Below are 22,565 nucleotides of genomic sequence, written 5' to 3' on the forward strand. Positions count from 1 at the left end.
AGCCCGCCGGGAACTTCACCCTGCGGGCTGTGTTCCCGACCTTGCGGTCAGATACTATTTGTTTCTAATGCATAGTCTTATATGCTGCAATGCCTGCTACTGCCGCCACAATGACTGTGACAAGTCCAAGCAGCATGTTTCTCGTCTTTTTCTTCATTGCTTCAAACTCCTCCTGCTTCTTTACAGCTGAATCAGCTGTTACAGTCTCCGGTTCAGCCTTTCTGCCTTTCTTCTTTACCTGTTCATTCTGCTCTGCTTCTAACTTCTTTATTGCAGGCTCTCCCTCTGTTGATACATAGGTAAGTGCCCTGTTGCCAAACATAAAATGCAGTTTCTTTCCCATATACTCGTAGAAATTCATCCCATTAAAGGAATAGAATCCGCCAAGAGCAATCGGTGCCACACAGGGAATTGCCACATAAGCAGAACCCGTAAGACCGATATACTTGTAAAGAAGAAGGACGATACCGCCACCAACAACTACGCTTGCAATGGAAAATATAAGCTGCCTTGCAGTAAGTCCCATTGCAACCGATTCCTGATAGCGGTCAATATCCTTGTTTACTTCGATTACCATTGTCCCTGCCTCCTATCTTGATAAATCCTTTGTCTCTGGCTTTCTTGTCATTCCGATATTTGCCTCATACTTATCCATTCCATCCGGACACAGTTCTCTAAGCTTATCTACATTGAACAGATAAAGCGGATATTCGCAGAAACCGCTCCTTTGCGTGAATCCTGTAAACTCTCCAATGTCATTGTCTGTAATAAACTTTTCAATATCCGGCATGTCATTCACATTCAGATATCCGCAGTAATTTGGTGCTGCAACCGACAAATTCACAGTCACATCCCCAAAAGGTTCCTCATATCCATCTTCATTACACATAAGACCAATAAACATTGCCCTGTTATTCATATACTGCTGGATATCAAATGTCACCTGCGTTTCTCCGGTTATACTTGAATTATAAGTAACCTGTTTCTTTTCATTATCCATTTCTGCCTCCTTCTATAATCCAAATGCCTTGCTTGTAAGTGTCTGTGCACCCTTCACGCTTCCAACAGTCATTGCTATCGTAAATGTCATTTCACACAGATATATAAGCGTCTGTGCCCAGTCAGCATAACTTCCTGTAAATGCCGGAAGTCCTGCGTTGATAAATGCATTACATACCACAATCGCAAGTGCCATCGTTACTGCCTCAAATACACACGAAAGAAAATATTTGCAGTAGGTAGCCATTGTATGACTGACCATTCTGTTTCCTGCCATTGTGGAGCATGCAATCGCACCAAGCGGCACAATAATCAGTATCTTTAAGAACCTGAAATACACTGTGTAAATGATAAAGAATCCACAGATAATAATGATGATTGCAAGCAAAGCTGTAAGTATCAGCATTACCAGACTCTCACCAAATCCGAGTCCCTTAATGATGTCTGCCTGTGTACTGTCAATGGCAAGCTGCGTCGTTGTCCCGGCAGATATAAGTCCCACCAGATTTCCTATGGAAGTAAAAAATGCTTTCATAATCGTGACATTATTTGCAACAAACCATTCTGCAAGTCCCAGTCGGATAAGCATACGCAGGATTGATTCAAACCTCATCTCATCTTTTACATCTATGCTTTCCGAGCAGAAACCGATAACAAAGAACAGCACAACGAGGGATGAGCCGACCGCTACAAAGACCGGCTCAATACCCTCAATGACTGCCCAGGGACCTCCGCCCTTGAAACTGACCGGTGACTGTCCAAGCATTGCAAAGACCAGGGATATCTGATTGTTCCAAAACCCAAACACTGCCTCAAGAAGTGCAAGGATCTTGTCTCCAAGCTTAAAAATATCCATACTTGTTGTTCACCTCTTTCCTTTTACTAAAAGGGAAAATGCATTTCCCCAATCTTAGAAGCCTAAGAATGTCAGAACTGTTGAAATACCAGCCATCATGACACCTGCTACAATTCCTTTCAGAGCGGAGTTCATAGTAGATGAATCCTGCTGCTGGTAGGCTTGTGCGAACTCCATGACATTCTTTGCAAGAATGATGACACCGACCGCACCAATGACTGCAATGATAAGTGTCTTTAAATTCTCAAGCGGCTGTGTTACTGCGGAAGTATCTCCTGCTGCAAAACAAGTAGTGCTCATAAGCATTACTCCCATAAGTGCTCCGGATAATGCCGGAACGAATCTCTTTTTAAAGTGAATGAATCTGCTCATCATGCCTTTCTCCTCCATCTGATTGTTGTTAGTTGTAATAATCTGTTCTTTTCTCATGTTGTTTTGTCTCCTTTTCGATAAAAAAATAAGCCAGCAGGGATAATCCCTAACTGGCTGTTAAAAGTTACTCTATATGATCAGGCAATGCCTGTTGTAATGATTAAATCGGGCTTTTCCCGATGTGGTATGCTTCAACCACCTCCTTTCAAGGCGCAAAAAAGCACCTTAACCATATTGGCTAAAGTGCTTTTATTAGTTCATTATTAAATTGTGTGTGAATCAGACAAACTTGAATTTTTCTTGTTAATTATTTTTTTGATTGTGGCGTTTCTTATTCCACAGTGAACCTACCAACATACCGATTGCAGAGATTATTGCTCCGGCTACAATCATTCCCAAGTCAGGGGCATTCAGTTTGTAAAAAGCAATGTTGTTTGCCATTTTGAATGTGCCATATTCAGCAAGCATATACATTACGCCAAAGAAAAGAGTGAATGCCCATTTTCCTTTTCCCCAAAAGTTATTTTTACCAATAACAATAGACACAATAAATGTGGATATAGGAAGAATAAACCAAAGAAACATCAAACTGTAACCCATAGCGTCACTTCCACTTGTAAAAAACCAGAACACTATCATTGCAAACGCCCAAATCAAGAGATAGGAGAGAATCGTAATAATCTTGTTTCTGTTGGCATTGCTTTTCACAACATTCGTACTTTCTGCAAGATAATCATAATAGCTTTTCATTTTTTGTTCTCCTTTCAATAGATAGTCAAGAGAGACATCGTAGCATTCGCTCATTTTAATGACGCTGATAATATCTGGATAGGATTTTTCATTTTCCCAATTTGAGATGGTCTGACGACTCACACCCAACAATTCGGCAACCTGTTCTTGCGTCAGCTTTTTTTCAATTCGGGCTGCCTTGATTTTGCATCCAATATCATGCTCCATGCCACTATACCTCCTTGCACTTTTATTGTAGGAAAAACACTCACTATTGTCTACAAAATAGCTTTGACATCACTTATTATGCGTGTCAAAATCCTTTTACATCTGCCAAATTCCGGTTTGTAAAACATATTCATTTCACATAGGCACAGTATACCACATTTCCTGTGCCTATGCGATAACATTTACTGCTTCTTTCTGTATGAACTCATCTTCTCCACAGTAACCTCCGGATAAAAGTAAGTAAGAATCGTTGCTTTGGGAACACCTGCAGCCAGTGCTTTCTTCACCTCTTCTTTCTGCTCCGGCGTATATGACCAGTGCAGCATTCGATTTGTGATTGTATCCTCCCACTTAGGCTTTTCCCTCTCAGGATTCCTTACAGGCTTAGCACCAACACTTCCACTAGAAGCGTTAGCACTTTCTGAAGCATCTGACTTCTGTGATTCATCAACATACTCAAGCTCATTTGCCTGTTCTCTGTCTATCTTTGCTTTCTGTTCTGCTTCATCCTGCATGGAGAATCTTCTGCTTAATTCCGCATCACCAAGCATCATAAACTGCTCATAGGTAAGAGTGTCTATATACACATTCTCGCCCTTATCCTTCAGTTTTTCATAATACTTAACCGCCTTGTCTGAAAGAATCTCAAATGGCGGACCGATAAGATTATCTGCTCCCCTTATCTGATGAACATAAGGCTCTCCCTTGCCATCTGCTGTCTGGTTAAACATCGGATGATTGAATGGTATGAACTTATTGTCCATGATTGGATCAAATCCACGGATAAAGATAATACACTTTTTGTTATCCAGCTTTCTGACCTCATCGGGTGTAAACAGTTCTCTTCCTAACACATCATAATTCCTTGAAGAGCTTCCCTGTCTGCCCTTTGTCTCTCCGCTTGACTTCTTATCAATCGTACCTTTTCCAAGCAACTCCGACACATACTTATGCGTACTCTGCTCGTTTCCACCGAGATAGATAAACGTATCACAGTTGCCGGGAATTGTCTCCCAGGTATCTTTGAAAAGTGCCTTTAACTGGGCAAAGTTCTGAATGATGATGATACTTGAAATCTCACGGCTTCGCATTGTCGATAACAGCGAACAGAAATCATCGGGCAATGCGACATTCGCAAATTCATCTAACATAAAAGTCACATGGATTGGCAGTCTGCCACCACAGTTAAAGTCTGCCTGATAGTACAATTCCTGAAATATCTGCGTATATAACATACCGATAATAAAGTTATAGGATTTATCACTATCCGGGATTACACAAAACAGTGCTGTCTTTGTCTCCCCATCCCCATTTACTCCAATACCGATATCGGACAGATTAAGCTCATCCTTGGAGAGCAATCGTAAAACCTGCTTATTCTCAAGAAATGCAAGTCTTGAGTTGGCACTGATGATAATGGAACGGACGGTATCTCCTGCACCTCTCATACATTTGTTGTACTGCTTGACTGCCGGATGATTTGCTCCAAGTGGGGAACTCTCCTCTAAAAACTTCATACGCACATCCAGCTTTGATGCCTTCCCCTGCTCTGTAACCTCTGCCTCTCCAAGAAGCTTCAGTACTGTCTCGAAGTTTCTCTTTGCCGGCTGTACCTCCAGCCACACATAATAAAAGATAGACTGTAAGAACAATCCTTCCGCTTTTTCCCAGAACGGATCACTTGGTGTCGCTCCCTTTGGTGTCGTATTGCTGATAAGGTTTGTAATCAGCTTGACCACATCTGTTTCCTCTCTGATATAGGAAAACGGATTGTAACAGTCTGATTTATCCATCTCTAACAGATTTATGACTTTCACATTGTATCCGTTATTCTTTAGCATCTGACCGCAGCTTCTAAGGATTTCTCCCTTTGGATCAGTACAGATAAAAGAACAGTTATGCGGCATCTGCATAAGATTCGGCTTTACTTCATAAAATGTTTTTCCTGCTCCGGAACCACCACAGATAAGTATATTTCCATTGAGCTTGAGTCTCCTGAAATCAAGCGACATCTTCACATTCTGGCTGAGTATCCGATTGAAATTCTCATCCTTATCTGCAAGAATCTTATTGACCTGCTTCGGATTTTCAAATCTTGCCGTACCAAATTCTTTGCCGGGCATATAATTTCTCTGACTGGTGTAATACATGACAATAGCCATCGCATAGATACCTAATGCAATGGCTACTGCTTTTACTGTATTGGAATTGTAATAATTGGCAAAGGGAATTGCACATATATCATTGAATCTGTCCATAAATTCATTGAAGGCAATCCCTTTTGTCCACGCACCATTTATCAGATAACCAAGATACCCGGATAACACTGCACCCACAATAATGAATATCAGTGACGGCTTTTTCTTTGTTGTCTGCATAGGCTGCTACCTCGCTTTCTTTGTGGTAACAGTTTTCTTCTGTGTGGTCTTTTTCTGCTGCTTCTGCACTTTCTCGTAACGCTCCCTGACAGATGACTCCACCTTGTCGTAGTGAGTATAAAGCTCGGTTCCTTTCTGAGTTGTCACCACACGATTCTGCTCATCGTAGAGCTTATAATCCTTGTTTGAATCAAGGAAGGTAAGCATTGTCTTTCCACCATGAATCTCCATGATGTTTTCCTTACGGAGCCATACATATTTTGCCTCTTCTCCCCATGTGCCGGGAACTCTGGTCTTAACAGCATGGTCATTCTCTTCGATAATCAGCTTCTTGCTGATAGTCACATCTGACAGGTTCGCATTCTTTGATGCTGCAACTGCCCTCATTCTCTCAGCAAGGTCCTGATAACCTCTGACACGATTGATAAATGCATCCTTGTCCATCATTACTGTATGGGTGCCATCTTCATTCTTGCTGCCAAGCACACCGATTGTCTCAAGCTGTCTGATAACACTTTCAGCCTGCTCACCATTGATACTGAAATTCTCCTTGACCTGATCCACACTGATAGCTTTCTTTTCCATTGCAAACATTCCGACCTTCTCAATCAGCCCGTCAATGGCGGAATTAACCTTATCACCTTCTATCGTGTGGCTTTTCTCGTTTCCCTGCTGTTTCTTCAAAAAATCCATCAGCTTGCCAAGGGATTTTTCATCTCCATTCTTCAGATAATCGTCAAATGTGGCAATCTTACCAAACTTGAGCTTCTGTATCATCATATTCACACGTGGAACTGCCTCAGTGTGGAAGATAACCTCACTCAATCCGTCTTTCCTGTTACAGTCCGGAAGTACCGAATATAGGATTCCATACTTCTTTGCCATCTTTTCAACTTTTTTCATATCTTCGGTATTAAACTGTAACACCTGTAAATCGCCACCCTTTAAGAGCAGCTTTCTCATGGATGTCTTGCCTAGTGACTTTTCATAATCAAGCATCCCTTTTAAGAAATCTATTGCCTTCTGCATGGCAGCTATTCCACCACTTCCTACCTTCATGGCAATCTCAATGCCATCATAAGCAACACGGATGATCTGCACCGCTTCCTGAATTTCCTCTGCCATTATCGCACCTCCACTTTTTCTCTGACTGTTGTTTTAAGTGTTTCTGTCTCTGTAGTACGGATTTCCTCGGCTGATACATCAATACCATAAGCAGTCAAAATATCTGCCAGATGATTGATTGCTTTCTCCTCCTCGATACGGTACATTTCAAGTGCCACAAGCAGGTTTTCCACCTGTTCCACCCATGCAGGCTTCATATCATATTTAGCTCTGTATGTGACCATAATCTCGTCCGACTCAGCCTTATCCGCCGAATGTCCCAAAGCTTCAATAAGACAAATCGTATCTTCCTTGCTGCCGCTTCTGAATGCGAACTGAACAACAAAGTTTTTCTCTTCCTCTGTAAACTGATGCTCCACACCATTCATCTCTGTTACTGCTTCATTTACTACTGCTAAATTCATAAGTTCCTCCTAATCTGCCATGCTGTTTTCAAGCACAGCAATCTCAATGATCTCCTTCATCTTTTCCGCTGAAATGTTGTTGTTTATAAGTTCTACAAGCTGTGACTCAGTAAGTCCCTTTTCTATTGCACTCTTAATCTGCACAAGCTGCGCCGGAACAAGGTCTCCTGTTGCTACAAGTCTGACGATGTCTGCTCTTGACCTTTTCTTAAAGGAAAGTCTTGCAAAAAGGCTCGCCACTCCGCTGTTGCTGCTCTTTCTCACACTTCGCTCGATCGGAAGTCTCTGCACCACATTTCCGGTTCCATCAACTACCGGAATCTGATAATAGACCGGAATACCATTTGCCACAGCCTGCATATTCTGCGGAACTGCAACTGTATCTACCATCTTTTTATCTGCCTGTGGTACGGACTGGCTTTCCTGCGGCTCTGCCTTACTTTCTGCCTCTTTCTTATTCTCTGTGGCAACACTTATGATCTTATCTTCCAATGACTCTATTCTGTCTCCCATACGCTTCATCTCCTTATCCTTTTTCTCAATATCATCCCTGAGTCTTGCAATCGTACTGCTTGCCTTATTCAGTTCATTCTGCTGACTGTTGATAAGAGCATCCTTATCCTGGTTCTCCTTGACCAGACGCTCCCTGACTTCCTCATCATCTTTGGAAGTTTCTATTTCAGAAAGCTTCTTATTCAGGGCATCATACCTTTCATTCTGGTGATTGATCTTTTCAACCACTTCATCCATCTGAGCTACAAGACTTTTCACATACTCTAAATCCTGTGGCATCTGCTCTTTGGCTTTATTAAGCTTTTCTAATACCACATCAAACATCCTGCGCATGTTTACTGCTGTATCATCTTTTTGGACTACCTCTCTGATTGCATCAATCGGCACACCTTTTTCATAGTAATCCAATGCTGTCTGCATCTTAGGTGCTGCCATCCTGCTATCTTTCAGCAGCGTTAACAACTCTTCTGATACACCCTTATGCAGACATTTTGATAACACCTTCATCTGCTCAATGTCATAACTTTTGTTAAGATACAGACCGATTTCATCATCAGTCAGTCCATATTCATAATCGCTTTTGACAAGAGCAATAACCTCACTGTCCATATGCTTATTACGAAGAATCTGTATCTTTCTCTCAATCGCCATTTCACTTAATGGCTCTCTTTTTTCTTCCATATATGCCTCCTAACCACTAAAAAAACAGCCTAACGTACCGGCTGTTCTTTTCTGTCTCTTATTGTTTCTTTGTCATACTGCTTCTCTTCTGCCGAAGCTGATACCGTAAGTTCCTTCCATATTGATCTTCCAAGATTAAGTTCCTTTGATACCGCCCGTTCTGCCTTACAGTCCTGTGCATACTTGCTCTCATATTTTTTTCTAAGACTCTCGACCTCTTCCACACTGTATCCCTGTGCCAGAAGCTCAGTGTTAAGCCTTTCCCATGCATTGTGCTCATCTTCAAAGAAGGTATCCCCACTCTGATAACACGATTCCGCATCATCAAGCCCCCGGATCTGTTCAGCCTTGTCAAAAATATCTTTGAATCTTTCCTTAGCCTTATAGGTCTTACTCTTTTCCTTTGATGCTTCTTTTTTCTTATCCGTCAGATTATCAAGTACCGATACAAGTTCTTCCGCACTCTCAATCTTATGCCTTACCAGAAATAGATACTGCTCCTGCAGCTTATGCATCTTTCGGATATCATCCTTATACTTCCATACCTGACTGTATGGCTTCTTTTTCAGCTTTCCAATCCGGTAAAGCTTTGCATAATATCTTTTCTGCAAGCCTGACATCTTCGCCCTGCGGTATCTTTTGACATAGCACTTTACTATCGCTGCCTGTTTTTCCTCATTCTGTGACTGGTAAAAAGATAAATCTTCCTTAGCAATACGCTCCACAATAGCTTCCTGTGAATAATTCTCGCCAAGAGTCTTACATCTTCTGAATCTTGTCATCCCCTGTGGTCTGACTGCCAGATACTTTCCCTGCTTGACCTCATATCCTTTTTCCGACAGCAGTTCCAGAAATCCTCTGAAATCATTTGCCTGTAAAATGCAGGCATCCAAATCTCTTTTTATCATATCTGCCCACACAAAGCTGCCTTCACGATATTCGCTCCAATCCTTATAATTCTCGTGCTGTTTCTCTTTGCTGCCAGCCTCCACATCTATAATGGAAAGACCATACTCCTGACACAGCTTATTGGTAATCGGCTGGATATACTTTGCCCAGTCACCTTTCTCGTAGCGATACTTTTTCCCATCCACAAAGCTTACACTGTTAAATACAATGTGTGAATGAACATGGTCTGTATTATCATGAACCACAAATACCGCTTCATAGGCATCGCCAAGATATTCTGCTACAAACTTCTGTGTTATCTCAAAAGCCCTGTCCGGTTCCACCTCATCCTCTTTGAAGGAAAGAATGATGTGATACCCCTGTCGCTTGTCTGTTTTTCCAAACTGCTTCTTTGTATCCATCATCTGTTCAAAAGCCATATCTGCCTGACAGTTAACAGCTCCCACAAGTCTTCCTCTCTGAGTTTTCTCAGGATTCATCACATAATCCAGTGCCCGTTTCAAATGCCTTGCATGAAAAGAATTCCCGCTGTCCTTCATGTGAAGTATCTTACTGATTGCCAATCTTTACCACCGCCTCGCTGACAGACTGATTCAGCTTTTTCATATATGCCACAAGCTGTTCCTTATCTTTCTTGGAATACAGCTGTGCATTGCTGTTAAATACAATCTGATTGATGTTAATGCCGATTCGGTTTATCTCATTGATAAGCTCTTTAAGAAGTTTCCTTACTTCTGGATAATCATTTGGTTTCTGACTGATTAGAAGCCTGATATATTCGGCTTCATTCATTCCATTTGCCTTTGCCTTATCAGAAAGTACCTTCGCTTCCTGTGGCATAAGTCTTAGTGTTTTCCTTATACAATGAACTTTATCCGCCATAGAATCACCTTCCTCTCTTACCCGTACTGTATTCTCTTACTCCTTCTGCTACTGTTACAGCAACTTTTTCCAGTTCTTTATTACCCAGCTGGGCAATAACCCTGTCTGCAAGCTCTGTGGCAACTTCTATAAGTTCCTTACCATAACAGGTTTTATCAAACAATCTGTCCAGTCTCTTTTCATCTGCTTTCAGACTTTCATACTTGCTCTGATACTCGTTATAGTCGTTAAAATCCTTTGGATCACTCCTGTGTGCTTCCGCATCAAGTATCAGTTCATAGTTCCATTCACAGACAATATCTATAACATCATCTATCGGGTATGGTTCAATTTCACCATTCTCCTCAGCTACATCCTGCCTGTACATCTTCCCATCTGAATCTATGCCAATGGCATAATCATGTCCTTCCATATAGTTAAGCAGAATTGCAGCATCTTCTATCGAAGGGTTTAGTAAGATATCAAATGTGTCTGCCCAGGCAATAAGTTCCTCTGGTTCTGCGATTATTGTAAGTTCTTTATCCATTGCTTTCCTGCACCTCCCTTATCCGTGTTTTGTATATCTCTTCCACCCACACGCCTGTCTGAATCTCTTAGGTTTACGGCTAGATACGCATTAGAGACATCTCTGTCCTAATGCCATCTAGTTAGGGAGAAAATCTCCCTAAAACCCTCTGTTTATGAAAGTGGGGGCGCTTTTTGCCCCCACTTTGCTACTTTGGGGGCGCTTTCTGCCCCCACTTTGTTATTTTGGGGGCGCTTTCTGCCCCCACTTTTATACTGTCTTTCATCTGGATTTTGTCGTGTCCGAATTGCGGGGGCGCTTTTTGCCCCCACTTTGACATTTTGGGGGCGCTTTCTGCCCCCACTTTGCTGTTTTGGGGGCGCTTTCTGCCCCCACACATCAAAATCCGATTTCTCATGCCCTGACTGGTTCATCTGCTCTCTGTTTCATCTGATTCAGATTAAGCTTTGCCGCCACAAGCCACTCGTTGTAATCCTTATATCCGGCTGGAGGCGGACAGTCTTCTACCTCATATCCAAGCTCATAATACTTTCTCATGAGTTCAGCTGCTGCTTTTCTCCCCGGCTCATCTCCATCAAGGCAGAACCGGATGGAAGTTATCTGCGGATGTTCCCGAAGAAATGTTTCAAGTGGTGCATCTGCAAGCATCCCAAGTGCCAGCTTATTTGATTCATAATCCGTGAAGATATCCACATAACTCATAAGGTCGATTGCAGCCTCAAATACTACAAGCTCTGTACTGTTCACATTTACTACATTAAATCCATAGTTCTTATCATTTCCTGTGACATCACACTTGAATGGCTTGCCCTGCTTATCAAACACTCCCCTCATACTTGCAAATCTTGTCACTCCATTTTTATCATTTCCCTTGAAAACAACATTGTGGTAATGCCTGCTCTCATAAATCAGTCCATCTTTTAAAAACAGATCTATGACAGCCCTGCTGATTCCTCTCTCCTGATTCAGATAGGAAATAAGATAGGAATTACCTCCTGCCGGTTCCGGTAGGACAAATGGCTTTTTCTCCTCTGCCTGCTTCTGCGCTACCTGATGAACAAGTGGCTGCTTTACAGGATTCTCGATTCTTCTGTATCCTGCAAAATCTAAAAGCCAGAACACAGCCTCTTTTACACTCATTCCACAGAATACCCGTAAGAAATCTATCTGTGATCCGCCATTGTTGCCTTTGTCAAACTGCCTTGACCATCTGTACCAATGGCTTCTGTTATAGATACGGATGGAATCCATCTCCTTTAAAGTGTGGTATTTGCCAATCCTCTTTACTGTATACCCAAGGCTTTCTGCCACTGCACACAGGTCAACACTCTTTGCTATGGTAAGCTCTTCATCCGTAAATCTTCCATCCATGCTCTCACCTTGCCTTTCCCTGTTCTGCTACAAGCGGTGACTTGATATCAAGTGTCCGGTAATCTGTGCTCAGGGTAATCTTAGGATTATCAATCATGCCTTTTTCCCTGAAACTGAAAAATTCACGATTGTCTCCACCGACTATGATATGGTCAATGAGCGGTATTCCCATCAGCTCACACAGCTTGTTCATGCGGTCTGTCATCATCGTGTCTGCCTTGCTTGGGAATACGTTCCCGGATGGATGACAATGGATTAACATCATGCTTGCGGCATTGCTTAAGATACTTGATTTAAACAGTTCTCTCGGATGTGCCATTGCCTCATTTAAAGAGCCAACACTTGCAAAATGCACATTGATAGGTTTTAAATCTGACCTTAGATTGACCACACACACTACTTCCCTGTCAAACTGGCACATACATTCTCCCATGACAGCAGCTATATCAGCTGGATTATTAAAGGTGTGCTCCGAATAAATCGGAGCATCCTTTACAAGTCTTACCGAAACCACATCAAGCTTGAAGTCATTCTTCTTTGGCATCAGACACCGCCTCCTCTCCAAACTCGACACGGATAACAAAGTCACCTTTCTGGCTGTTTATGAGAGCAATGAGTTCTTCCATTGTAAGTTCCTGCTCCATAACTGCCTCCTATCTGGACTTTTCCTTCGCATCATATACAAGGGGAGGTTCTGCAACGATACCATCAAGTCTCTTGTTCGGTGTATCAGTTGCAAGGGTAAGTTTTCTTAAATCCTTATCATAGTGATATACCTGATTGGAAAGTCTCTCGTCCAAAGACACCTCCTGCATATTTACCTCGACTACCATCTGTGCAAGCATCTCAGGGCTTCCCATATCTGAAGATACAGCAATAACCTCATGCACGCTCGAAGGGAGAATATAAAGGTCACTCTCTAAACTCTCTGCCAGCTCATGAAGCTCATTCTCATAAAGCATGGATGCTGCACCATTGATACCCTTTTCATTGGAAATCACCCACATTGTCTGTTCCGGTGGAATCTCAGCTATCATCATCTCTGCAATCTCCTGTGGCATCCCATCCCTTGCGAACATTTCTCTCATAATGTCATTCATGCTACGAACGACAGGTGGGAAGAGTCTTCTTGTGTTTTCCGCTGCACACTTAAAGAGCTGTTCCTCACTCATTCCAAGTCTTTTTGCAAATTCATTTGTAATTTTTGAACTCTGCACCGCATCCTTATCGGCACTGATAATTACCTTATACACAATAGAAAGATCCTGGAACTCTCTGTGAGGCACCTGTTCCAAAAATGTCTTGTTCTGCTCTGTATTGATGAGCTGGAATACAATCTTCTCGTTAGCATCCCTCATAATGCTGTCCACATCAACAACCGGAGCCTGCTCATATGCCCTTTCCATAAAGTCACATGCAGCCATAAGTGTTTCCTCAAGATCACCACAGTCCTGATACTTCTTATACATGTCATTGATATAAATCGTAGGCGAAATATTCCTGCCTTCCTCTCTTAAGATGATGCCATCAAGAGTCACATTCACCTTTTCCACGGGTTCTGCCACAAGCTCCATTCCTTTGAACTTCTCAGGCATATAATCCATAAACTTTTCTTTTACTACTTCCTTAAAAATCTCGTAATTCATCATATTACGGTTCCTCCTTAATCTAAATTGTCATACAAAATCCCTTCATCCTCGGGATTTTTGTGTTCTCTGTAACTGTTGTCTTCTTCGATTCCCATATCAAAAGTGGTATGAGATTTTCTTTTCTTTCTGTAATAATTCTTGAGAAACATGCACTTTCTACAGTCCTCACAGAATAATTCTTCCGGCGGAATGCCAAGTGCCTTTGCAATCCTGTTCAACGTTCCCGTCCTTGGAACTCTTGAACCATTTTCGTATTGGGCAATTCTTACATCACCTCTATTTTCAAAACCACTTTTCTCGCCCAGTTCCCTGAGTGTCATTTTTTGTCGTTTTCTGTAATATCTGATTCTTTCTCCTACCACTGTTTGTCCTCCAAATCAAAAAAAGCAGGGGAACATAAGTCACTGGCTTACATTCCCCGCAAGGTTAATTGTTACTGTTTATTCTTTTTCTTTCTTCCACGAAGTCCTACTCCAACACCTGTAATAAGTGCAAGTGCACCAATTCCAAGATAAAGAAGCGGATTTGCATTGTCGCCTGTCTGTGGAAGCTTAGGTTCTGTCGGTACATTGACAAGCTTAAGAGTTGTTACAACAACATCCGGTGCATTGTCATCGTATCGAAGAGTTACATCGTGAGCTGTCTCATCGAGGATATATCCGTCAGCTGCTTTTGTCTCAACTACTGTATAATGGATATCTTCCTTGAATGATCCATCCTCGTTGTAAGTACAGATAGGAAGCTCCTTGCTCTCTGCATGACCATTCTTGTCAGTAGTGAGTGTGTCAAGCACCTTTCCGTCCTTATCTCTTACTTCAAATACAACACCCTCGATCGGCTTTCCGGTTACTTTGTCAGTTTTCTCAATGACAATCTTTCCGACTGCCTGCTCGTCCTTCATGGATACCTTCTGGATTTCTGCAGTCTCCTTTACTTCAAAGGTTACATCACTTGCCACCTTATATCCATATGGTGCAGATTCCTCTCTGAGTGTGTACTTTCCGACAGGAAGTCTCTCAATCATATGAGTCTTTCCTGCTTCTGATGTCCAGCTCTCAACAAGCTTTCCATCAGCATCAATAACTGAAAGCTTTGCTCCAGGTAATTCTTTCTCGCCTGTGATATCAGTCTTTGAAATCTCTACCTTAATCGGTGCATTTTCAAATGCTGCCTCAAACTCGATAACCTTTACCTTATCTCCCTGATATGAAGCATCCACATCAAAAATCTTATCAGTCTTCACATAGCCCTTTGGTGCCTCAATCTCTTTGACATAATACTGTCCAAGTGGAAGGTCAGAAGTAAATGCTGCCTTTCCATCCTTGCCTGTTACTGTTCTCTCAATCTGTGTATCAGCTTTTACGATTACCTTGCCATCTTTGTTCACGATATCTTCTTTCGCAAATAAACCGAATACTGCTCCTTCAAGTGCTTCCTTAGTCTCTGAATCAGTCTTGGTTACAGTAATCTGCACTTTCTGACGCTCATTTGTCACATCCATTCCTGCAAATACAACCTTTGTGTTCTGGTCGATATAAGAAAGGTCTGCCTCAATCGGTGTATCATCTAATACAAATCCATCAATTGTCTTTGTCTCAACAAGATAATACTTGCCAAGTGGAAGGTCATCAATTCTTGCGATACCCTTATCATTTGTCACGATGGTTGCCACCTTGTCTCCTGCCTTATGATATACAGTATCAAGTCCGTCGGCACTTACGATATCCTCTTTTGCATATACATCAAAAGTTACTCCTGCAAGGCTGTCCTTGAAGAAATTGAAGATAAAGTCGTACCAGTAACCCTTCATAAGAGTAGTGTCTGTTACAAATTCACCGTCCTTATTGATGACAATGGAACCTGTAGGAACTTCATCCTTCATCTCTACATGCTGCACTTTGCCTGTATCCTCTACTGTAAACTGGATATCTGTTGCTTTAAGATATCCGTAAGGAGCAAATTCCTCACGAAGAGTGTAAGTCTCTCCAACTACAAGTCTCTTGATTACATGTGCTTCCTTAGCATCAGATGTCCATGTGTCTACCACATTACCATCCTTATCAAGTACAGTAAGTGTTGCACCTGTAAGCTCTGCACCGCTTGTGATATCTGTCTTTGTAAACTCAAAGGTTGTAGGAGTGTTTTTATACTCGCTGTTATATACAGCAGTCTTAACATCCTGTCCCTGATATTTTGTATCAAAGTTTACTGCTTCCTCATTTGTCACATATCCGGCAGGCTTTACAAGCTCCCTTGCAACATATTTTGCAAATGGATAATCCTTAACAAAAGCAATCTTTCCATTCTCATCAGATGTTGCCTTCTCAAGAAGTGTGCCTTTCTCGATAATTACCTTGCCATCTGCATTCTTGATATCCTCGTCTGCATAAAGACCAAATACTGCACCTGCAATTGGTGTATTATCTTCTGCATCAAGCTTAGTTACCGACATATCAAGCTTCTGTCTGTCATCTGAGAAAGTAAGGCTCTCCTTGATAACAGGTGTCTTATCATCCACATATGTGAATGTCACTTTCTGCTCATTCGGATTTAATATATATCCGTATGGAGCTTCCACTTCCACAACTCTGTACTGTCCAAGAGGAAGATTCTTAGCTACTGCCTTTCCATCCTTACCAGTTGTAAGAGTTGTCACAAGGTCTCCCTTGCTGTAATACTTAATACGGTTTCCGTCTGCATCCTTCTGGTTGTCTGCTGTGTAAATATCCTCGGCAGCATAAACTTTGAATTTTGCTCCGGCAAGTGAGCCTTCCTTATAATCAAACTCTTTCTCATATGAGCTTGCAAGGAATCCGCCCTTGAATCCGTCAAGTACCTCTCCCTTCTTTTCTACAGTCAGCTCTCCGACTGCAGGGGCATCGGAATATTCCACAGTAATGATTGCATCATTTGTATCACCATCTGTCTCAAATGCTGTGTCAGTATCAACAGAGATGTTGACATACTTATCATTTACAACATATCCGTATGGTGCAGATACTTCCTCAATGCGGTAGTTACCGATTTTCAGTGCCTCCGGTAAGATTAAATCTCCGTCCTCATCAGTAAAGAATGAAGTATGCTCTACCTTTGACGGATAAGTTGTGTACTGCTTCACATATTCGTTCTTATCAATATTGAAGATTTTAAACTCTGCATTTGGTACAAGTACTGTCTGCTTTGTATCAGAATCCTTCTTGATCACACGAAGCTTTGCAGTAAACTCCCTGTCAAGGAATACTCTCCATGTCTGAGGCTTGTCAGGATGATTCTCGCTGATTTTCACCTCAAATGGCTTGATTGTTTTCATGTTATGCGGAGTCTTTGACTCTACTACCACATAGGTTCCATAAGGAATTGCAATGGAAACTGCATGTCCCTTGTCATCGGATGTGATTGTTGTTGCTCCGTTTTCTCCGATTACTACAGGAGTAGCCTTGTCAAAGTCATAACTTCCATCTGCCTTTACAGGTAAAGATGATTTTAAGTAAGCTGTAAACTCTGCACCTGCCAATAAGCCTGCTTCAGTATCATCGCCATTGTCAGATACCTTGATAAGCTGGAATGGCTGCTTGATGACCTGCTCTGCTGAGGTTGTGCTTCTTGATACCTCTGCTACAAGGTCTCCCTCATAGTCGCATACTACATCGTGCTCCTCTTCGTCTAAGAGATACCCCTCTGATGGAGTGATTTCCTTTACATAATAGTTTCCAAGGTAAAGGTTATTGACCTCTGCTTCGCCATTCTTATCTGTTGTAAGCGTTGCTACAAGGTCACCTGCTTTGAATATGACTCCTGTTGCTCCGTCCGGATGCACGATATCGTTTCTCGCATAAAGACCATAAACTGCACCTTCAAGGCTTGCATCTCCCTGGGCTGCTGCCTTGCCTGATTCCTTGTCTACCTTGTAGATATGAATCTTTGCTGTCGTTCTGTCATTCACAAATGTGTGGCTGAATGATGCCTTTGCCTGTGTTTCAGGTAATACATTGAAATTGAAGCTGTAAACATCTTTACTGTTTCTGATATACGCATATGGTGCCTGTGTCTCTGAGACATAATATCCGTTAGAAATTGGCAGATCCACGCTGTAGCTTGCCTTTCCGTCCTCACCTGTAGTTACTGTCTCAAGAGCTGTACCCTTTGTCACAATAACCTGTCCGGCATAGTTTTTGATGTCATTTCCGGCATAAAGTGTGTACTTGCCGCCATCAAGAGGGTTCTCTGTGTCAGAGTCCTTCTTTACGACAGATACTTCCGCTTTCTGTCTTGTATTCTCAATCGTAGTTGATTCATACTGGACTGTCACAGTCTGGTCCTTATACTCAACTGCAACTGTCTGAGGTGTGGTATTGATTGTATATCCGTCGATGCTCTTAATCTCAGTAACCACATAAGTTCCAAGATGAAGGTCAGATAATACCACCTGTCCGTCAGTTCCCGTTGTAAGGCTTTCTGCCACTACATCTCCTGCATTGTAAACCTTTGTACCGTCTGCCTTGTAGATATCTGCTCCGGCAGTCACCTTGAATGCTGCTCCGGAAAGCTTCTTTTTCTCATAAGTGAAATTGCTTCCATTCCATGAGCTAAGCACCTCACCCTCTTTGTAGATTGTGATTGCTCCAAGCTGCTCTTTATCTGTTGCAGAGATTCCCGTTGTCTGTCCTGCTTTTACAGTAAGTGTATGAACCTTACCGGAAAGGACATATCCCTTTGGAGCGGTAATCTCTTTTACATAATAAGTGCCTGCGACAAGTGCAGCTGACTTTGCATATCCGTTTCCATCTGTTGTCATGGTCTGTACTCTATTTGTGCATCCGCTGTCAGAATAGACTCCATAGACTGCACCGGAAAGCTTCACTCCGCTTGACTCATCTGTCTTTGTAAGCTCACCATATCCGATGTTCTCTGTCTTGACCTTGATATAGGCTTTGATAGGATCTGCTGTCGGTCTTTCAGAAATAAACTCCTGATATCCGCTCTTTCCTGTAAGCCAGAATACACAGCTTGATGTTGTCTCAACCTTGCCAGCATTGGATGTGAATGTTCCTGTTGTAGCTGTGGTATTCACGCTCGTTGAAGAGATTGTAATACTGTTGCCATTCTTATCAACAGAATATCCGCTGATGCCAAAATCAAAGTCTGATAAGACACCATTGCTGTCAGATAATGTTGTTTCAAATCTCTGACTTCCCTCATTCCACTTCAACTCATAAGTTGGTGCCTCACTGGTTCTGCGTGATGCAAAACTTGGAAGCGTTGCATTGTAGGAACTGCTGATATTGTCTCTGAGCCTCTCATAATAGCTGTATGAAGAATCAGGACTTGGTGCTGTGTTACAGAGCTTTCTTGCTGCTGAATCACCGCTTCCGGTTCCAAAGATATCTGCTACAATAACCCATACCATTGCCTGAGTTGCGATATACTCATCGCACTGGCTGTTGCTTGGTGCCGCCTTTTGTGTACTGTTAAACCCATAATAAAGGCAGTAACTTAAAAGCTTTCTCTGCTGTGCTGACATTGATGTGCTCGCATCATCGTAGCTGTTCATAAGCTGACCGCCATCTGCCTTCAATCCGAAATTCATACAATACGCCGAATTTCCGTCAAGAATTGAATACAGAATCTTGCCATGATTAAATCCGGGCTTTAGCTCACTTACTTCTCCGGAATTTTTGACTGACGCATTCCAGAACGCAATATTTGCCTGCGGACTGGCTGCAAATGCTGTTGTACCATTCGCAAAGAGTGTTCCAACCAGTGTGAGCATAGCCATAAATCCTGCCATAAAACGCTTTAGTTTCTGTTTCATGTGCTCTTTCCTCCTTAATTTGCGCATAAAAAAAGAAAGACATAAGTTTATGACTTACATCTTTCTTCCTTCTGCTTCTATTCGTTTTTATTTATCTGTGACATCGAAACTCGTAATAGTCTGTGCCGCCTGTCGTGTAAACTCCATCATAACTGATGTAGAATACCGGATCTGTTTCCAAAAGTAACATACTTGCAATATATTCTGCGATTGCATCCTCAGAGGATAACCGCTGTCCATCAATGGTACTTGCTTTGTTGAGGTCTGTCTCTACAAACACACTATAATAAGAGCCTTCCATACCATCGTAAGGATAATACTCATTGTACTCTTCCTGCGTGATACTGCCATCATTCAAATGATTCTGTAAATTCTGCTGTGTGGTAATCATCCCTCCTGCCTGACACTTTGCTGTTGCAAGTGACACAACATTCTGTGGACTGTATGCCACGGATGCAGGCTGTGGATTGCTCACATTGTCTTTCGGACTGTCTGTAGTCTGACCACCATTACCTGCATTACTCTGATTTCCGCCAGCTTCCTCATTATCATTTACTGAAGCTTTCTGTTCCGGCTCGTCATTCTGCTTTGGCTTTTCTTCCTGCCTTGAAGCAGTTTCATTATCAGCGGACCGGTTATCTTCCTTATCATTCTTCTCTTCTGAATCTTTAACCTCGGCAATATCTTTCTCTGTCTCTTCACTTCCAGCTTCGGTTGTGACCTCTGTGACAGCTTCCGTTGCCATTTCTGCTTCTTCAGTTGGCTTTACGCTTTCCGTCTGTTTCTCTGTCTGATTATCAGCCTTTTCCTTACCACCATTACAGGCAGCCATTGAAAAGACCAGTACTGCGGATAATAAGATAATACTTATCTTCTTCATAGTAATCGCCCATCCCTTCTCCGCAAGAGGGACGGGCTTTGTGTTCCGTGCCATCCACCCTTGCGGTGAACTATTTATCTGTAATGCACGGGACACATAGGACTGTCCCGTATTCTGTGCATCTTAAACTCCTTTCATTATACCAGCTCTCTTATTCTAAAGAAATACTGCATAAGTCTTCTGTTTTTCTTGTAATTTAAGAATAAACCCTTTACCTGCATACGCTCACCTCCTCTCAGAATGTGCCCATTCTTACGAATGAAAGAAATATCCTTGCCACCATAGCGAATAGAAGAAGAATTATTCTGGCAAGTCCTAAGACCAGCTTCAACGCTCCAAGAATTATCCTTAATATCCACTTGAGTATCTCTAAAATCACTGTTCCTACGGCTCCCATAACTCTTCTCATAATAATCAGTCTCCTTTCGACATCCATCCCATTGCAAGTCCTGCAACATCTGCATCGTCCATAACATCTTCTGTAGGTTCTTGTGCTTCACTATTGGCTGCCTGCATTATTACCGGCTGACCAACATTCATCCCGGATATCACTCCGCCTAACAGCTTTATTACCTCTTTTCTAGCCTCATTGGTTGCTGCTTCAATGACCTCTTCCTTAATGTCATCAATATCTTCTGACCGGATATATTCAGCCCTCTCTTTTTCCTTCTTCTTGATAACAAAGGTTTCTTTTCCATAATTATCAATATAAAACTGAATCGCATCTATGATGAACTGATTCTTAGATTTGAAAATCTTCGGATCAAGGTTCTGAATCACATCATTGATTTTCACATGCTGAGGATTGCTCATGTTGAGGCGGACAGAAGTTTTTACTTCATATTCAAGTCTTCTTCCCATCATCTGCCTCCTTATGATAATCGCTTAGTGCTTTTAAGTCCCATTGTGGCAAGTTGCTCATATCCTCTTGCATTTGCCTTTACATCAAGGTTATAGGAAATGTTCTTGGCATCATGATTACCAAAATTCTTCATCACAACTGCCCCGCCTCCGACAAATACAATCGGTGTAGTCTTTAAGTTATACCCAAACTCACGGATTGAGTTATATACCTTATCAACAAAATCCTCTATCTCTGCCTTAATAATGGCAAAGTATTCATCATCAATATCTGACCTGCCATATCGCATGATGTTCTGTATCTCTGACTCGTCTACCTCTCCGTTAAGCTGTCTTACACACTGCTCATTGATAGAACGCATACAGGTAATAAGACCTTTTGGAATCGTCACACACTTTGATTCATCCGGAGACTTGTTGATTACCGGCATAATATCGATTGTCCAGCTTCCAATATCTACTATCAGAGTTTTCTTTGCCATAGCAGGAATCTTGTCCACTACTGCTGCATAGCACTGAGGAAATACTGCCACATCATCAATTTCAATACGATATGACTCATTCTCATATTTGAAGCTTACACGCTTATTCTTTGTCAGGTACTTGATAAAATCATTCTTCTCTGCACCAAACCTTGTAAGTGGAAGTCCTACAGCAAGGAATACCTTTGCCTCTGCAAGACCTCTTCTTTTAAGTTCCTTAGCAACTGCTGCAAGAGTGAGAAGATAAAAGCTGTCATCTTCGACCTTTGTATCCTTTACTTCCTGCCTCACAGTTCCAACCTTATAGAACTTTCCTTCATACTCAAGTACATCGCCGAAAAGTGCCGGAGTTGTTGTAATCTCCTTAACACCTGTGACAAATACCTGAGAGATTGTTTTCATCATTGACCAGCCATGATCAATGCCGATTACTTCTAACTTGTTATTCATGTGTTTTGCACATCCTTTCTTCTTAAACAGCCACTTGAACATCTTAACCACCTACTTTCCTATCAGCTTTCGCATACAAGGAAAACAATAACCATTCCCTCGATAATATGGACATCCGACACATTCCGTCGGAAGTTTCTGTTCTTTTTTCTTAGATGGTTTACAACATGTTCCATTGGCACATCTGTTGTTATGTCCCCAGAAGAATCTACAATGCATACAATCTTTTAATTCTCTCTCAAGCTTCTCTTCTGGAGATACAAACCTGCGTTTCTTATGCTTATCTCTTTTTTCAACTGTTCCCACCAGAGCTCTCCTCCCTTCCAAGGAGTGATTGCTCTCTTATATTTTCCAATATCTGGTCCGACTCACCTGCCGTCCTCGCTAATGAATACAATACGATAAGAACAATAATTATAAATGCTATGCTAAATCCCATCATCACTTTATCCTCCTTC

22 protein-coding genes are annotated in these 22,565 nt (G+C 42.0%); all 22 read right to left on the minus strand.

Going from position 1 to position 22,565, the window contains the following annotated elements:
* Window positions 1-64: 64 nt before the first annotated feature.
* Entirely contained in the window at window positions 65-577 is a 513-nt protein-coding gene (locus OCV96_RS09235) for a PrgI family protein (RefSeq protein WP_262594344.1), read from the minus strand.
* Window positions 578-589: 12 nt separating this feature from the next.
* Entirely contained in the window at window positions 590-1,000 is a 411-nt protein-coding gene (locus OCV96_RS09240) for a DUF4313 domain-containing protein (RefSeq protein ID WP_004611541.1), read from the minus strand.
* Window positions 1,001-1,012: 12 nt separating this feature from the next.
* A complete protein-coding gene (locus OCV96_RS09245) occupies window positions 1,013-1,855 on the minus strand; it encodes a VirB6/TrbL-like conjugal transfer protein, CD1112 family (protein ID WP_008120647.1) in 843 nt (280 codons plus the stop codon).
* A 54-nt stretch (window positions 1,856-1,909) separates the two neighbouring features.
* Window positions 1,910-2,284, minus strand: coding sequence for an electron transporter RnfA (locus OCV96_RS09250; RefSeq protein WP_117715677.1), 375 nt, complete (start codon window positions 2,282-2,284; stop codon window positions 1,910-1,912).
* A gap of 246 nt (window positions 2,285-2,530) precedes the next feature.
* Window positions 2,531-3,184: a helix-turn-helix transcriptional regulator gene (locus OCV96_RS09255; RefSeq protein WP_117715678.1), complete on the minus strand. Its 654-nt coding sequence runs from the start codon at window positions 3,182-3,184 to the stop codon at window positions 2,531-2,533.
* Between the two features lie 182 nt (window positions 3,185-3,366).
* A complete protein-coding gene (locus tag OCV96_RS09260; RefSeq protein WP_262594347.1) occupies window positions 3,367-5,562 on the minus strand; it encodes a VirD4-like conjugal transfer protein, CD1115 family in 2,196 nt (731 codons plus the stop codon).
* Window positions 5,563-5,568: 6 nt separating this feature from the next.
* Window positions 5,569-6,687 carry a PcfB family protein gene (locus OCV96_RS09265; RefSeq protein ID WP_256167313.1) on the minus strand — a complete coding sequence of 373 codons (1,119 nt, stop codon included), beginning with the start codon at window positions 6,685-6,687 and terminating at the stop codon, window positions 5,569-5,571.
* On the minus strand, window positions 6,687-7,091 hold the full coding sequence (locus OCV96_RS09270) for a hypothetical protein (RefSeq protein ID WP_117715741.1): 405 nt from the start codon (window positions 7,089-7,091) through the stop codon (window positions 6,687-6,689). The genes OCV96_RS09265 and OCV96_RS09270 overlap by 1 nt, the downstream gene beginning before the upstream one ends.
* A gap of 9 nt (window positions 7,092-7,100) precedes the next feature.
* Window positions 7,101-8,285: a hypothetical protein gene (locus tag OCV96_RS09275; protein WP_262594349.1), complete on the minus strand. Its 1,185-nt coding sequence runs from the start codon at window positions 8,283-8,285 to the stop codon at window positions 7,101-7,103.
* A gap of 29 nt (window positions 8,286-8,314) precedes the next feature.
* On the minus strand, window positions 8,315-9,733 hold the full coding sequence (locus OCV96_RS09280; RefSeq protein WP_216576829.1) for a relaxase/mobilization nuclease domain-containing protein: 1,419 nt from the start codon (window positions 9,731-9,733) through the stop codon (window positions 8,315-8,317).
* Between the two features lie 10 nt (window positions 9,734-9,743).
* A complete protein-coding gene (locus OCV96_RS09285; protein ID WP_055262787.1) occupies window positions 9,744-10,076 on the minus strand; it encodes a plasmid mobilization protein in 333 nt (110 codons plus the stop codon).
* Between the two features lie 4 nt (window positions 10,077-10,080).
* Window positions 10,081-10,602 (minus strand): multidrug transporter, encoded by a 522-nt coding sequence (locus OCV96_RS09290; RefSeq protein ID WP_117477939.1) that lies wholly within the window; start codon window positions 10,600-10,602, stop codon window positions 10,081-10,083.
* Between the two features lie 393 nt (window positions 10,603-10,995).
* On the minus strand, window positions 10,996-11,973 hold the full coding sequence (locus OCV96_RS09295; protein WP_262594350.1) for a DUF3991 and TOPRIM domain-containing protein: 978 nt from the start codon (window positions 11,971-11,973) through the stop codon (window positions 10,996-10,998).
* A gap of 4 nt (window positions 11,974-11,977) precedes the next feature.
* Complete coding sequence (locus OCV96_RS09300) at window positions 11,978-12,517, minus strand: JAB domain-containing protein (protein ID WP_178742034.1); 540 nt, start codon at window positions 12,515-12,517, stop codon at window positions 11,978-11,980.
* Between the two features lie 109 nt (window positions 12,518-12,626).
* Window positions 12,627-13,622, minus strand: coding sequence for a DUF5688 family protein (locus tag OCV96_RS09305; protein WP_262594355.1), 996 nt, complete (start codon window positions 13,620-13,622; stop codon window positions 12,627-12,629).
* Between the two features lie 14 nt (window positions 13,623-13,636).
* A complete protein-coding gene (locus OCV96_RS09310; RefSeq protein ID WP_055306798.1) occupies window positions 13,637-13,984 on the minus strand; it encodes a helix-turn-helix domain-containing protein in 348 nt (115 codons plus the stop codon).
* A gap of 71 nt (window positions 13,985-14,055) precedes the next feature.
* On the minus strand, window positions 14,056-19,434 hold the full coding sequence (locus tag OCV96_RS09315; RefSeq protein ID WP_262594356.1) for a SpaA isopeptide-forming pilin-related protein: 5,379 nt from the start codon (window positions 19,432-19,434) through the stop codon (window positions 14,056-14,058).
* Between the two features lie 91 nt (window positions 19,435-19,525).
* On the minus strand, window positions 19,526-20,368 hold the full coding sequence (locus tag OCV96_RS09320) for an ICP22 family protein (protein ID WP_117495027.1): 843 nt from the start codon (window positions 20,366-20,368) through the stop codon (window positions 19,526-19,528).
* Between the two features lie 181 nt (window positions 20,369-20,549).
* On the minus strand, window positions 20,550-20,723 hold the full coding sequence (locus OCV96_RS09325) for a hypothetical protein (protein ID WP_015516967.1): 174 nt from the start codon (window positions 20,721-20,723) through the stop codon (window positions 20,550-20,552).
* Window positions 20,724-20,728: 5 nt separating this feature from the next.
* Window positions 20,729-21,178 (minus strand): hypothetical protein, encoded by a 450-nt coding sequence (locus tag OCV96_RS09330; RefSeq protein ID WP_055196091.1) that lies wholly within the window; start codon window positions 21,176-21,178, stop codon window positions 20,729-20,731.
* 8 nt (window positions 21,179-21,186) lie between these two features.
* Window positions 21,187-22,149, minus strand: coding sequence for a ParM/StbA family protein (locus OCV96_RS09335; RefSeq protein WP_330672208.1), 963 nt, complete (start codon window positions 22,147-22,149; stop codon window positions 21,187-21,189).
* 250 nt (window positions 22,150-22,399) lie between these two features.
* Complete coding sequence (locus OCV96_RS09340; protein ID WP_243092119.1) at window positions 22,400-22,549, minus strand: hypothetical protein; 150 nt, start codon at window positions 22,547-22,549, stop codon at window positions 22,400-22,402.
* Between the last annotated feature and the right edge of the window lie 16 nt (window positions 22,550-22,565).

This window comes from Waltera acetigignens, from assembly GCF_025567015.1.
Taxonomy (GTDB): Bacteria; Bacillota; Clostridia; order Lachnospirales; family Lachnospiraceae; genus Acetatifactor; species Acetatifactor acetigignens.

Coding starts and splice junctions, on each gene's coding strand:
- OCV96_RS09235 (WP_262594344.1), bottom strand. CDS start 577: ATGGTAATCGAAGTAAACAAGGATATTGACCGCTATCAGGAATCGGTT.
- OCV96_RS09240 (WP_004611541.1), bottom strand. CDS start 1,000: ATGGATAATGAAAAGAAACAGGTTACTTATAATTCAAGTATAACCGGA.
- OCV96_RS09245 (WP_008120647.1), bottom strand. CDS start 1,855: ATGGATATTTTTAAGCTTGGAGACAAGATCCTTGCACTTCTTGAGGCA.
- OCV96_RS09250 (WP_117715677.1), bottom strand. CDS start 2,284: ATGAGAAAAGAACAGATTATTACAACTAACAACAATCAGATGGAGGAG.
- OCV96_RS09255 (WP_117715678.1), bottom strand. CDS start 3,184: ATGGAGCATGATATTGGATGCAAAATCAAGGCAGCCCGAATTGAAAAA.
- OCV96_RS09260 (WP_262594347.1), bottom strand. CDS start 5,562: ATGCAGACAACAAAGAAAAAGCCGTCACTGATATTCATTATTGTGGGT.
- OCV96_RS09265 (WP_256167313.1), bottom strand. CDS start 6,687: ATGGCAGAGGAAATTCAGGAAGCGGTGCAGATCATCCGTGTTGCTTAT.
- OCV96_RS09270 (WP_117715741.1), bottom strand. CDS start 7,091: ATGAATTTAGCAGTAGTAAATGAAGCAGTAACAGAGATGAATGGTGTG.
- OCV96_RS09275 (WP_262594349.1), bottom strand. CDS start 8,285: ATGGAAGAAAAAAGAGAGCCATTAAGTGAAATGGCGATTGAGAGAAAG.
- OCV96_RS09280 (WP_216576829.1), bottom strand. CDS start 9,733: ATGAAGGACAGCGGGAATTCTTTTCATGCAAGGCATTTGAAACGGGCA.
- OCV96_RS09285 (WP_055262787.1), bottom strand. CDS start 10,076: ATGGCGGATAAAGTTCATTGTATAAGGAAAACACTAAGACTTATGCCA.
- OCV96_RS09290 (WP_117477939.1), bottom strand. CDS start 10,602: ATGGATAAAGAACTTACAATAATCGCAGAACCAGAGGAACTTATTGCC.
- OCV96_RS09295 (WP_262594350.1), bottom strand. CDS start 11,973: ATGGATGGAAGATTTACGGATGAAGAGCTTACCATAGCAAAGAGTGTT.
- OCV96_RS09300 (WP_178742034.1), bottom strand. CDS start 12,517: ATGCCAAAGAAGAATGACTTCAAGCTTGATGTGGTTTCGGTAAGACTT.
- OCV96_RS09305 (WP_262594355.1), bottom strand. CDS start 13,622: ATGATGAATTACGAGATTTTTAAGGAAGTAGTAAAAGAAAAGTTTATG.
- OCV96_RS09315 (WP_262594356.1), bottom strand. CDS start 19,434: ATGAAACAGAAACTAAAGCGTTTTATGGCAGGATTTATGGCTATGCTC.
- OCV96_RS09320 (WP_117495027.1), bottom strand. CDS start 20,368: ATGGCACGGAACACAAAGCCCGTCCCTCTTGCGGAGAAGGGATGGGCG.
- OCV96_RS09325 (WP_015516967.1), bottom strand. CDS start 20,723: ATGAGAAGAGTTATGGGAGCCGTAGGAACAGTGATTTTAGAGATACTC.
- OCV96_RS09330 (WP_055196091.1), bottom strand. CDS start 21,178: ATGATGGGAAGAAGACTTGAATATGAAGTAAAAACTTCTGTCCGCCTC.
- OCV96_RS09335 (WP_330672208.1), bottom strand. CDS start 22,149: ATGTTCAAGTGGCTGTTTAAGAAGAAAGGATGTGCAAAACACATGAAT.
- OCV96_RS09340 (WP_243092119.1), bottom strand. CDS start 22,549: ATGATGGGATTTAGCATAGCATTTATAATTATTGTTCTTATCGTATTG.